This window comes from Microvirga lupini (assembly GCF_014191055.1).
In the GTDB taxonomy this organism is placed as follows: domain Bacteria; phylum Pseudomonadota; class Alphaproteobacteria; order Rhizobiales; family Beijerinckiaceae; genus Microvirga; species Microvirga lupini_A.
In genome coordinates, this window is sequence record NZ_JACHWB010000002.1 from 230046 (window position 1) to 242510 (window position 12465).

Consider the following 12465-nt stretch of genomic DNA (forward strand, 5'->3'; position numbering starts at 1 on the left):
GGTCTCCTTCATGAACCGCCCTAGCCCTGAGCAACTGCGCTTCCGGGACCAGATCCGGGAAACAAGGCGGCTGCGAGCAGACTATCTTTGGATAGCCATTACGTCGGCATTGCTGGCCCTGGGCATGTTCCTGGCCTGCTCGCTGGTCTATGCCGCACGGGCCGACACCGTCGACGGCCGCCGCATCGTCATCATCGACGGCGATACGATCGATGCTCAAGGCGAGCGCATCCGGATCCTGAACATTGACGCCCCTGAGAGCTTCCGCTCGAGATGCGAGGCGGAGTTGAAACTGGCCTTGCGGACCAAGGAGAGACTGGCCCAACTCCTGCGCTCCGGGCCGGTCGAGATCATCCGCGAAGGACAGGACCGCTACCGGCGCACGCTGGCAACGCTGTCAGTGCGCGAGGGCGATGTCGGCCAAATCCTGGTTCGCGAACGCCTTGCTCTCCCCTGGAAGGATGGCCGTGAGGACAAGGAGCGCCGGCTGAAGGTTTGGTGCGGGACCTGGGCAAGGCTTCCCTAGCGCGGATACTGCTCTGGCCGGGTCGATAGATAGTGCCGATAGCAGGCAATGACCTCACGGCCGGCCTCTATCTTGTCAGCTTCAACCCCGTTGGTAGGGGCGCCGTAGCGGGGGCCAGGAAGGCTCACGGTCATGGACCATTGCCACAAGCCGTCCTGAAGGCCGCCCTTGATCAGATCCACACCACCAATCGGCTCATCCCCTTCAACCATATGGAAGCGAGGAAAGCGCACATCGGGATCGAGAGCCACGAAGGAATCCTCGCTCCAGCGGGCGTCTGGGTACACGTCGGCTGTCCTCATCCAGTAGATGCTCATGCTGGACGTCTAACATAAACGGTTGCTTGCCTGGAACAGCCGCCGAACGCCAGGATCGAGATCGGCACAGGGCACCTGCGTACTACCTTTGAACTACGCAGCCCCCATTGCCTCGCCGGCCTCGCGTGAATAGTCTCCCTGTCAAGAAAAAGGGCCGCAAAAAGCGGCCCGAAGTTTAGGGAGGAAACGCCCAAGAAGGGCAGCAATAAGGCGACGCCATCGCCATATCGCACTGCAATAAATTACTCCTTGCTTAAAAACACGGCAAGCACAGACAGGCAGCATAGCTGCCTCTTTTTTTGACCTGTGACCTTTCCGCCTCAGTCCTGACGATGCTCCAGGAGATAGACGATCTCCTCTGGAAAGCTCCGCAAATTTGCGGAGGTGGAATGACGGCGCTGGTGGCATTGTGCGGGGAAGACACATGCGCTGGACCCGATCCCACCTACCTTTATTGGACCCGCCGTCTGGCCCGCATTTCATTCCAGCGCGCTATCCTGCGGGCTTGCGTGTGAAACCGCAGGATTCCTAAACGTGTCGCCACCTTCGCGGCGGCCCATGCCCTCCCAGATCCGCACCTCGTTCGGGTTCCAGATCTCGGAGCGGATGCCGATCTCGTAGGCCTGCAGACGCGCGAGCATGTCGCCGCGCTCAAGGCCTGAGAGATCATGTTCGATGGTGTATTCGCGCCGGCCCTCTGCGCTCAGCAGCGCCAGCTGCAACTGCGCCTCCACACGACGCGACCAAGGTGCAAAACAGTTCTGCCGCAGCGCGCGGGACTCCTCCGTGAGGCTGCCGTAACTCGCGTTTTTGCCAAGGCCCACGACAGAGAGCGGCACCCCATAGATGCGCGCCACATCCTCGAGGGACAGCACCCGCGCCTCGAAGAACTGCTGCTCACGGCCTGGGGCTGCGAGCGGTTTCGCCTTCAGGCCTCCCTCCAGAAGCAGCGGCCTGCCATCCCGTCCCATGCCGCGCAGGCGCGCCGTCAAATCCTCCTTCAGACGCCGGAAAGCTGTTTCCCCCTGCTCGGTAACGGGCCAAGTTCCTTCCGTCTCGAAACTCATATCAGGCACGAAGCCGCGATTGGCCTGCGTCTCGGCAAGATCCGCCTGCGCCATGGCCAGCGACACGGCACCGGCCGAGCGCATGAGCGGCGAGATGCCAATCAAACCGTCCTTGCTGAAGCACCGCAGATGCACGATCTCTTCCGGCAGGAAGACGCTGTTGCGCCCTGTCAGGGGATCTGAGTAGCGATAGCGCAGCCTGCCCGTGCTCAGGCGCTCGACCCCAACGCCGCCATAGACGAGATAGTGCAGTTCTGCCACGGCACCGCGGCCATCGTGGACAATTCTTGCGTATGCGTTGCCGAAAGTAGTCAAATCTCTCAGCAGCAGCTCACGCAACTCGAAGGCCGACATGGCATCGTTGGCCGCATCGTTGAGTAGCCGGTGCAGGGGATGGGTCTCGATTGCCTCCCGGCCGCCATCGGAAAGCCTGCGGTAAATCGTGCAGGGCAAGCTCGCCAAGCCCTCGCTGATCAGCGAGGTGCAGCGCGCTGCCACCGCTAAGACGCTCACTGCGTGCTCCGGAGTAACGGCGCGCGCATTGAACGATCCCGGCGGCAGCAGCGGCAGGAAGGGTGCGAGGTAGGGATCAGGCACAAACCCGGCCTCACGCCGTTCCATCCCGAAGAGGCGAGCGAGGAAGCCCATAGCCTTATTCCGTCAGGCGCCGTTCAAGCTCGCGCCGGATGATCGAGTCGACCTCCTCCGGCTTCACGGTGCCGCCTGCAATCTGCTCGGCCAGCTTGCGCCGCTGCAGGATGTGCTCACCCTCCCAGCCATCGGGGATAGCCGGTACGGGATTGGGCAGGATCTTGTCCGACACGAAGCCGTCATCCGGCTGCGCAATGGTCTCGGCCGCCACGCCCTTCGGCAACTTCGCCTCGGTCACATGCCCGCTGCCTTCATACAAGAACGCATCGGCAGGCGACAGGCGGACGATCTGCCCCTCGTGGTAGCTCCGAAACGGTTTCTTGACCTCGACCTGCACGAGGCCGTTGTGCTTCATCGCCTTCATGGTCTGTCTCCTAGAGTCTCAAGGTGGCGCCGTGCGAGTTGCAGCCGGAAGAACGACTGCAGCGAGCGCGCCCGAAGGCCGATGACCGTGCCCTGATAGGCCGGCCAACTCGACACGACGGAAATCTCGTGCAGGCGCACCGCGCGCAACTCGCGCATGTCGTTCGTCCAATGCTCATCGACGGTCTCGAATCCGAAGCTCATGCCGCCGAGATCGTTGCGCTCCGCCAGGGCCAGCACGTCACGGCCCGCCTGCGTCTCGGGCAGGTCGAGATCGAAGTGCAGGCCTCGGTTATCCTCGGAAAGGCGCAACGTGCCGCTGCGGGTGCGTCCCAAGACCTTGCCTGGGTCATGATCCTGCAAGGCCACGATGTCGCCGCCGAGCGAGTTCCTGAAGGCTCCCGGCGCGATCATCTCGGTGAACGTGCCGATCTTCGCCGGCACCTTGAAGATAGCCGCATAGCCCTCCAGCCTGCGCCCCTTTGCGCGGATCTCAACGGGTGCGCTACGGCGCTCGCGGTTGTCGTTCATGGTCACACCGGAATGTCGTCGGCAATCACGTAGCCGCTCGGATCGCGATGGCCGATGTCGAGCGTGGAGATCGCCCGCACCAGAACGCCGCCGCGCCGGTAGACCGCTTCCGCATAAGGGTTGGTGCTCAGATCGAGAGCGCCCCAGATGCCGAGCATGGTCTGCGAGAAATCGCCCAGGATGGCCGTTCCGAGGTTGGTGCCTGCATCCGGCACAAACGCCGTGGACAGGGCCGAGACCTCACCCACCTGATTGTTCTGCATCAGGTACGTTTCACCGTTGGCGTTCTGCAGCGTCCCGCGCATCTTGCGGCTCGCCTTGGGCGAGAATAGCCACTGCAGCGGGCCGGGCGTGTTGGCGTCTTCGGCAATGCCGATCATGGCCAGCACCTGCGCCCATGTCGGGCCTGCCAGCGATGCGGAGAGCGTTCCAGAGGTGCGCAGGATGCCCAATGGCTCCGTTGCCACCGCGCCGCCGTCGATCAGCACCCGGTCGACCTCTTCGGCCATGCTGCGAGCCAAATCCTCGCGCACGAGGTTTTCGATGTCGGGCGAGCTTTGCATAATGACCTGACGCGACAGTTCGACAATCGCGCCGCAATGGCGCGGCGTCATGCTGACAGCGTCGAAGTCCATCGAAGTGTCCGGAAGCGGGCTATGCTCTGCCACCCAGCCCACGGACGTTCCCGTTCCGCGGCGCGGAATGGTGATGTTGCCGGACAGACCTGTCAGCACCCGAACACCGAGACGCTGTGAGATCAGGGCCCGCCTAAAGGCGTCAATGTAGAGATCGGCGCGGTGCACGGTCGGCACGATCTCGGGCACCGTTGTGGTCAGCACCGGAGCACGCTGCTCAATGGCTGCGAACGGCACGAAGGCGCCTTCGGGCTTGCGTCCGCTACGTCGGGCCATCTCGTTCGAGTATTCGGCCTCAGCGCCCGCGAGAGGGTACTTGCTGGGCTCGACAAGATGCCGGAGCACCGCCAAGACACTGACACGCTGTTCGAGCGCATGGAACGGCTGCTCGGTGACCGGATCGGCATCTGCCCGGCGCTCCAGTTCGGCTACCGTCTCGGCGCGCTGGATCTGCGTATCGAGAGCAGCAACCTCACCTTTGAGGGAGTCGAATGTTGACGCCTCGGTGGTGTTGAGATCCCGGCTTTCGCTCTCGGCCGTGTGCAGCAGCTGCTGCATGTCTGCGATCTTCTTCGACCGCTTTTCCTTCAGTTCGTGCAACTTCGTCATGGGATTGCTCCTCGGTGCTGTCCGCCGCGAGCAAGTCGCCGATGCGGAAAATTGAGCGATGCGAGATTGAGGTTTGGGTTTTCAGGTCGGTCTGCGCCTTCATCTCAGGAGCATAGAAGCCGCTCATGAGCTTGCTGCTGTCGCAGATCCATTCCTGGCTGAAACAATGCGTGTAGACGCCGTTCTCGTTGACGGCTTCCAGTGACAGCTTCGCGTACGGCGCCGGCTGACGTTGAAGCAGCAACTCGATCTCGAAGAACCGCAGGTCGAGCAGTTGATCAGCAGGCACCTTGTCGAAGATTAGAGCCAGCAGCGTCATCGCCTCGCGCTTCAGGTGCGGTCCCAGCCACAGCAGTTCCTGAAGTGCCTGTCCGAATGTGTCGGCCTTGGCGATGAGCTCCAGCGCCGCAATGCCCTGACCGAAGCCGCCCTTACGCAGCGGACGAAGCCCGGTGAAGACCTCGACCGCCCGCGGTGTGTCGGCAGGCTGCACACCGCTCAAGCAGGCAATCAATAGCGAGGTAGCCGATTTGGCTGACACGTTGCTTGTGACACCGCGCCGGCCCGTCTCGACATGGCCGCTTGTGCGCAGGGTCCGCATGACGTGGTTCATGGCCTCGGGATGGCGGCCGGTCAGCCGCGACAATTCCTCAAGGATTTCGGTCATTTGGGCCATTACGCAACACTCCCGGCGACTTGCTTAGGAGTATAGCGCGGTATTTAAGCACCACAAAGAAACGACCGGGGTTGCAAGGGGTTCGCGGGGTGATCTGGGGCGATCAATCCCCTTCATCCTGCGCCATTTCAGGACCGTTTCTGGACAGAACGTCGCAGGATAAAAAACTGACTCGCCGGCCTGCGAGTTTCCCACCCCTCGGGTCGATGACCCTCGGCCGCTGACTCAAAAATGACTTTCAGAAGGAGGGTTAGATCTCGCCGCATTCGATCATGCAGAGGAAGTCTAGGCGCTCCTGCTCGCTAGCCTGTTTCCAAGCGCGGCATATGGCTGCGAGCCTGTCTTGCTTCGGGTTTGTCGCGGTCAGTTGTTTAAGCGCACCATTGATCGACATGCGGCCTTGCTCAACTGCATGGATGATGTCCTGTCTGCCTTGAGCCTTAGCCAAGCGATGGATCTTCATGGCAGAGTACACACTGCGCTCCGACACGTTCATGATCTTCGCTGCCTCTCGCACTGTCAGTCCATGGCACTGCAAATTTGCAGGTTTGCTCATGCTCATCTCCTCGTAATTCAACTCTTGCGGAATCCTTGTGCCTTCGCCGTCGCTGTCTGAAGTGAAGCGAACGCTTCAGCGATAGCATCGGGATCGCTTGCGAGGCACTGAGATCCACCGGCTGGGCCGAAGGTGCCGAGCCGCTTCACGTGGTGCCTTTGGCTTGCAGGTTCGGATCTGATCGCCTTGGCCTTCCAGGCCGGGATTCGTCCGATAGAGTCTGTTGGCTTACGCCTGCGGTAACGGGTACGCATGTTGCACTCCACTCTACATCTGTGCCCCCGAAAGCCCTTGGCCCGTCGGCCTTGAGACGCCAGCGCCGACTCGGCGGATGGCACTGCCGGTTCTCGCTGGACCCGATAACCTCGCGGGTTGCTTGCCGGTCTGTGTTTCTCTTTCCTTTTTTGTTCAGCCTCTCCCTGTGAGGACTGCGCCCTATGAGTGAGCGGGTTCAGGTTGGTGTGTCCGCGCGCGAGGGCTGAGATCGAGGGTACCCTGCGCGTTCGACACCATCGGTGGTCATTTTTGTCGCACTATGAGGCACTTAAGCCGGAAATTGCTCAGACGACGCCGATTCCGGATTCTGCGCTACTTGTGGATAACTTCCGCCTTTCCTGACCCGCAGGAGCGCTTATCATCGCTGCGGGGGCGCGATTGCAGGCGAGTCGCGATGAAAGCAACGACCAGAACCCGAGCCGCTATTTATGCCAGGTACAGCAGCGAGCGGCAGCACGACCGCTCTGTAGACGATCAGATCGCCCTCGCCCGAGCCTTTGCCGAGCGCGAGGGACTCACCGTCGTGGCAACCTATTCGGATAGAGCCAAGTCCGGTGCATCGTTCTTCGACCGAGACGGCCTGATCGACCTCATGCAGGCTGCCAAGTCCGGCGCCTTCGACGTGCTGCTGGTCGAGAGCCTCGACCGTCTGTCCCGCGATCAGGAGGATCTCGCTGGCCTCTACAAGCGCCTGACGTTCTTCAAGGTCGAGATTCGAACCCTCAACGAGGGCACGGCCACTCCAGTCCACATCGGTCTCCGAGGCCTCGTCGGTCAACTCTTCCTTACTGACCTCGCCGCGAAAGTCCGGCGCGGCCAGATCGCCCGCGTGAAGGAAGGCAAGCTCCCCGGCACTCCCCCATACGGCTATCGTGCCATTCCGGGCCGCCCAGGACAGCCGGAGATCGACCCGGGCGAGGCCGAGATCGTCCGGCGCATCTTCACCGAATACGCACAGGGCCGGACGCCGCGCGAGATCTGCGCTGGCCTGAACCGCGAGGGCATTCCGAGCCCTCGCGGCGGGCCGTGGAGGCACGGCGGCATCGTCAAGAGCGCCAGCACGGACGCACAGGCAGGAGGCATGCTGCGAAACCGGATCTACGTCGGCCAAGTCACCTGGAGCCGCAATCAGCGCGTCCTGAACCCTGAGACCGGCAAGCGCGTCGTGCGCGCAGCGCCCGTCGATGAACGGATCATCGTGGACACCCCGCACTATCGAATCGTTTCCGATGAACTGTGGAACGCTGCTCATGCCGTGCTCCGGGAGCGATCGGCCAGGGCGAACGGCATCGGCAGGCACTCCCGCGCCGCCAGCCGGAACGGCAGCTTCCTGGCGGGGCTCGTCGAGTGCGAGGCTTGCGGCGGCCCGATGGTGGTCTCCGAGCGGTGTAAGTTTCGGCACACCGCCCGCATCAAGTGCCGCTCGGCCCACCTTGGCGAGGGGTGCAGCCATTCGAAGTCGTATGACCTTGTGCGCATCGAGAAGCTGTCCGTTGAGGTGCTGCGGGAAAAGTTCGAGAACCCTTGGTGGATAAAGTCGCTGGCAGCCGAGTACATCAAGGATCACGCAGAGCATACGCGCCGCGCCAAGCGTCAGGCCACCGCCGACAGGAAGCGCATGACGGAGATCGAAGGACGTATGCTCCGCCTCGTCAACGCTCTGGAGCGAGGCGGCAGCATGCCTGATGAGATCATCCTGACCCGCCTCCAAGCCCTTGAGGCGGAGCGTGTGGGGCTGCTGGAGAGCCAGAATCTGGCAGCTGATCAAATTGAGAATGCCCCCTTGCTGCCTCAAGCGGTTGAGAAGATCAGGGAGATGCTCGACAGGCTTCATGAGGACCTGAGCGACCCCGTGAGCGACCCTGAGGGCTCGTTTATCGACCGGACCGCCCTGCGGAACCTGATTGCCTCCGTGAACGTGCGGCCCACGCGCAAGCGGATGCCCTACCAGATAGACATCGTTTGGAATGCTGGGTCGATCTTCAGCACCAAAGCGGCTCCGAGGCCGCGACCCGCCACGCAAATTGCTGCCGAGGCTGGGGTGGCGGTCGATCCGCGTTTCCTGATAGCGGAGAGTCAGAGTTCTCGTCATCGCTGAGAAACGCCGCCGCCGACACGCGCCGCCACAGGCTTTCGCGCTCGTCCGCCAGCGCCTCGATGGCATCAAGGTCGGGCTCGAGCTGCAGCGCATCGCGATAGGCGGGCGCGAGCCAGTGGGCGAGCGCCTCAGACGTGCGCTTCACCAGCGGGATCACCGTCTGGCGGTAAAAGGCGCGGTTGGCCTCCGCGTAGTTGGCATGGGTGCTGTCGCCGGGCAGGCCGAGCAGCAGCGGCGGCACGCCGAAGGCGAGCGCGATCTCGCGTGCGGCGGCGGCCTTCGCTTCCACGAAGTCCATGTCCTTCGGCGAGAGCGAGAGCGGCTTCCAGTCGAGGCCGCCTTCGAGCAGCAGCGGGCGGCCCGCATTGCCGGCACCCTGGTAATTGGTTTCGAGCTCTCCTTTCAGCCTGTCGAACTGCGCGTCGGTGAGCGTCGCGCCGCCGACCACCAGCGCGCCGGAGGGACGCGCCGCGTTGTCGAGGAGCGCCTTGTTCCAGGAGCCCGCCGCGTTGTGGATGTCGAGCGCGGTCGCGGCCGCTTCCATGGGCGACAATCCGTAGTGATCGTCCGCCGGATGGAACAGCGTGAGATGCAGGATCGGTGCCAGCCCCTCGTCGCGGATCGGGAAGCGCACGGCCTGCGTGCCGACCGCATATTCGTAGGCGGCGGGCCAGCCATCCGCATCGGGCACCACGCGCATGCGGTCGGGCCTCAAGCAATGCAGCTCGTGCGGCGCGCCGTCGAGGCTCACCGCCTCGACATAGGCGTTGCCGGACACCATGAGATGCCCGTAGAGGCTCTCGAGAAAACGCTGCCCGCCCTCCCGCGCATTGGGCCTGGCGAGCAGCGACAGCAGCGGGTGGGACGGAAGCTCCCGGCCATCGCCCATGAGCACGAGCGGCAGGGACGCCGCCGCCTCGCTCACCAGCCGCACCGCTCGGTGCACGATGGCGTTCTTCTGGAAGCCCTCGCGGGCGAGCGCCCCGTAATCGCGCGGCGTCCACACGGCACGTCCGGCGACATAGAGCGCGATGGCTCCTTGAGCACGCGAGGCCTTGGCCTCGGGCGGCGCCTGAAGCCAGCGGGTCAATCGGTTCAGCATGAATCAGTTCTGCCTTCTTCGGGCACGAGGGATGAAGAGTGTTGAACTTACCCGGCGAGTGAGCCCCACCCTGTTCGTCATCCCCGGCCTTATGCCGGGGATCCACGTCTTCAACCGTTTCAAAACGGGGATGGCCGCAATAAGTGCTGCCATGACGGGAGTTGTTGTGATGACAGCGAAAACGAAATGCCTCCCGTTGATTCAGACTGCCGACAACTTCCGCAGCCGGTGCCTGCAAACGATGCAGCTCCGGCGCGTTCGTCATTGGCGCGTCACATACCCCAGGGTAATCTTGAGATGTTGCGGGGCCATCCGGCGACATTCACGCGCCAGCCGGGCCGCTTTCCTCGGACCGGCTGGCGCGACCATCGAATTCCTGGCGCATCTCCCGATGCGCCCAGCAAAAGATGACGCATCGGACCCAAAAGTGTCCTCCACATTTGGGTCCGATGCCAGGGCTCTGTCGTCCTTCTCTCCTATGGGGATGGCACGAGGCAGATGGCGGGGCGGATCGGCACGGATGGACTGCCATCCGCCCCAGCCCCTGCAGCCATGATCTCCCGGGCAGCGCAGGGCGCCATATCCTTCCGAGAACATGCCGGCGCAAAAGGCTCACCCCATCAGAATCCTTGAGGATTTTTTTCAACCGCCTAGCTTATGGCGAGTGGCTTCATACTGTTGCCCCTACGGGAGCCACGGCGCCCCGGCTGGAGATGTGCGTGAACACCACGCTTCGGCTGGGGCGTTCTTTTTTCACAACACCCGCACCCGCGGCTCACGGCGCTCGCGCAGCATCAGCTCGGTGAGCGCCCAGACCAGGGCATCCATGCGGTCGGGCGAGCGGCCGGACGTGAGACCGCCGGGGCCGAAATCGCACAGCTCATCCTCTAGCTCCGGCAGCGCGCCCACATGGCGCACGCGGTTCTGAGCGTACAGAACGGAAATGGGTTCCGCGCGAAGATACTTGCCCCGCGTGGCGCGCACGCTCACCACGGGAACGGATGGGTCGACCTCGCGGATGACGTTGTCCACCATCTCGCCGCCCTGGTTGGTCTCGACCACGAGCGCGTCGGCCTGCAGCCTTCGATACAACGCCACCGCCTTCGCGGCCCATTCGGGCGGCTTCAGGCCTGACGCCGTCGCGTCCTCCAGCACATAGGCCGTGCCGCCCTCGTCCACACCGGCCGCGACGATCCCGCAGGCATCCGCGCGCTTGCCAGACGAGGCCGGCGGATCGACCGCCACGACGATGCGCATGAGCGAGGGCGCCGCGTCGATGCGATTCAACTCGATCACGTCGCGCGTCCACAGCGCATCGGGACGATCCTCGATGATGTCGCCGTCGAGTTCCTGCCGCCCGAGCCGCGTGCCGGCATAGCGGCGCACCACCGTGTCGAGAAAGGCGGGCGCAAGGTTCTCAGCATTCTCGCACGTGCGCACCCGCGACACCGCCACTGAAGGGTCGGCGAGGAAGCGCTTCAGAATCGGAATCGGGCGCGGCGTGGTCGTCACCATCTGGCGCGGATGGGCGCCGAGGCGCAGGCCGAATTGCAGCATGTCCCAGGTCTCCTCCACGTGCCGCCACTTGGCGAGCTCGTCCGCCCAGGCGGCCTCGAATTGCGGGCCGCGCAGCGAGTCCGGATCTTCGGCCGAGAATACCTGCGCGACCGCGCCGTTGGGCCATTCGAGCTTGCGCAGCGAAGGCGACCAGGTCGGCCGCTCGTGCCGGGCATGAACGGCCAGGATGCCGGCCGGTCCCTCCACCATCACGTTGCGCGCGTCCGAAAACGTCTCACCCACGAGGGCGATGCGTCGCGAGGCGCCCTCGCCGAAATCGGGATCGCCGAGCGCGATGCCGCGCACCCATTCGGCGCCGGTGCGGGTCTTGCCCGCGCCGCGTCCGCCGAGGATGAGCCAGATGATCCAGGGATCGTGCACCCGCGCCAGGCCCGGCATGCGCTGCTCGGGCCGGCAGCGGACCGGCCAGTGTCTCAGAACGGTCTCGAAATCGCTTTCAGACCAGCAGGCCGTCGCGTCCGCGAGACTCCTCGTCCGCGATAACCCGGTCAAGGTGGCGAGCAAGCTCCTCGCGGAGTTCATGCAGGCTGCGCCGGGGTCGGTTGTCATGGGGCTCGGTATCATCGAGCTTGGAGCTTTCCTGTTCAAGAAGAGCCCGGGCAGCTGCGAGCGTCTTGGCATAGGACGCGAGCCTGCGGGCCGTCTTGTCGTGATCCTTGGCCTGCCCCCTGCGCTGCTCGTCCATGAGCGTATCGATCTGCACCCGCGTGGCCTGGGCCAGGGCGCGGGCGGCGTCGTTCACGGACGCGACGGCGGCCTTTGCCAAACCCGCCACGCCGCCTTCGTCCTTCGCGGCCTTGCTCAGGGCATTCGCATCGAGAGCGGCCCGGCGCGACGGCCAGCCCCAGCGCTCGCGCATCCGCACGAAGGTGCCGGCGCTGACTCCGAGAAAGGTCTGGATGTCAGGCAGATGCTTGTCCGGCTCGCGGGCATAGATCTCCCAGGCCCGCTGCCTCTGCTCGTCGTGACTTCGATTCTCTGGCGCATGGGAACAGCCAACAAAAAACCGCCCAAGCGGGGGCGCTTGAGCGGCGGAGGTTGCCTGATGCGGTGAATGGGGCGGGGGCGCTTCATTCACACTTCGTCAGTGTTCATGTTTTGTACTCTATCAGCGTCACGCTGTCAAGCCCGATCTGAACCCTGTCCTGTCACCTTGCCGCAAATATTTCATTGCCGAGGCTCTGCTCGCCAAAAAGTTCGCGGAAAGTTCTCCTATGAACCTGCGCTCAGGATAGTGTTTCATCACGCCATGATCAAAGTCGGAACATTTGCACGATAAAGCGGAAACAAGAGCGGCAAAGCTGAAGTATATTTCCCACAAGTGTATGAATAATTAGCTTAGTCAAAATAAAGTATCTGATCTGATGGGTTAGTGATGAGATCGCTTTCCAGAACGACTGAAATAATACGTATAATTGAAACGAAACCATTACCTCTCTCGCCAAGGCCATAGCTCGAATCAGATGAGATCCTTCACCGC

12 protein-coding genes are annotated in these 12465 nt (G+C 63.2%); 2 read left to right on the plus strand and 10 right to left on the minus strand.

The window, feature by feature from the left end:
* Positions 1-10: 10 nt before the first annotated feature.
* Positions 11-526 (plus strand): thermonuclease family protein, encoded by a 516-nt coding sequence (locus tag FHR70_RS08210; protein WP_183448997.1) that lies wholly within the window; start codon positions 11-13, stop codon positions 524-526.
* On the opposite strand, the gene FHR70_RS08215 is transcribed toward FHR70_RS08210, so the two are convergent.
* The 7 genes from FHR70_RS08215 to FHR70_RS08240 all read right to left on the minus strand — a co-directional run bounded on the left by FHR70_RS08215 (position 523) and on the right by FHR70_RS08240 (position 5931).
* Positions 523-843, minus strand: coding sequence for a hypothetical protein (locus tag FHR70_RS08215; RefSeq protein WP_183448998.1), 321 nt, complete (start codon positions 841-843; stop codon positions 523-525). The genes FHR70_RS08210 and FHR70_RS08215 overlap by 4 nt on opposite strands.
* A 479-nt stretch (positions 844-1322) precedes the next feature.
* A complete protein-coding gene (locus tag FHR70_RS08220; RefSeq protein ID WP_183449000.1) occupies positions 1323-2558 on the minus strand; it encodes a phage portal protein in 1236 nt (411 codons plus the stop codon).
* Between the two features lie 4 nt (positions 2559-2562).
* The gene (locus FHR70_RS08225) at positions 2563-2925 is read right to left on the minus strand and encodes a hypothetical protein (RefSeq protein WP_183449002.1); all 363 of its coding nucleotides are present in this window, start codon (positions 2923-2925) and stop codon (positions 2563-2565) included.
* On the minus strand, positions 2922-3455 hold the full coding sequence (locus tag FHR70_RS08230; protein WP_183449004.1) for an HK97 family phage prohead protease: 534 nt from the start codon (positions 3453-3455) through the stop codon (positions 2922-2924). Before FHR70_RS08230 ends, FHR70_RS08225 begins: the two co-directional genes overlap by 4 nt.
* A gap of 2 nt (positions 3456-3457) precedes the next feature.
* Positions 3458-4648, minus strand: coding sequence for a phage major capsid protein (locus FHR70_RS08235; protein ID WP_246408037.1), 1191 nt, complete (start codon positions 4646-4648; stop codon positions 3458-3460).
* The gene (locus FHR70_RS23945; RefSeq protein WP_246407950.1) at positions 4563-5375 is read right to left on the minus strand and encodes a hypothetical protein; all 813 of its coding nucleotides are present in this window, start codon (positions 5373-5375) and stop codon (positions 4563-4565) included. The genes FHR70_RS08235 and FHR70_RS23945 overlap by 86 nt, the downstream gene beginning before the upstream one ends.
* A gap of 250 nt (positions 5376-5625) precedes the next feature.
* Positions 5626-5931: a hypothetical protein gene (locus tag FHR70_RS08240; protein ID WP_183449008.1), complete on the minus strand. Its 306-nt coding sequence runs from the start codon at positions 5929-5931 to the stop codon at positions 5626-5628.
* 670 nt (positions 5932-6601) lie between these two features.
* Here FHR70_RS08240 and FHR70_RS08245 point away from each other — a divergent pair.
* Complete coding sequence (locus FHR70_RS08245; protein ID WP_183449010.1) at positions 6602-8305, plus strand: recombinase family protein; 1704 nt, start codon at positions 6602-6604, stop codon at positions 8303-8305.
* On the opposite strand, the gene FHR70_RS08250 is transcribed toward FHR70_RS08245, so the two are convergent.
* The 3 genes from FHR70_RS08250 to FHR70_RS08260 form a co-directional block, all read right to left on the minus strand.
* Positions 8190-9407: a phage portal protein gene (locus FHR70_RS08250; RefSeq protein ID WP_183449012.1), complete on the minus strand. Its 1218-nt coding sequence runs from the start codon at positions 9405-9407 to the stop codon at positions 8190-8192. The genes FHR70_RS08245 and FHR70_RS08250 overlap by 116 nt on opposite strands.
* Positions 9408-10160: 753 nt before the next feature.
* The gene (locus tag FHR70_RS08255) at positions 10161-11507 is read right to left on the minus strand and encodes a DNA-packaging protein (protein ID WP_484502672.1); all 1347 of its coding nucleotides are present in this window, start codon (positions 11505-11507) and stop codon (positions 10161-10163) included.
* On the minus strand, positions 11422-12063 hold the full coding sequence (locus FHR70_RS08260) for a hypothetical protein (RefSeq protein ID WP_183449014.1): 642 nt from the start codon (positions 12061-12063) through the stop codon (positions 11422-11424). Before FHR70_RS08260 ends, FHR70_RS08255 begins: the two co-directional genes overlap by 86 nt.
* Positions 12064-12465 lie beyond the last annotated feature (402 nt).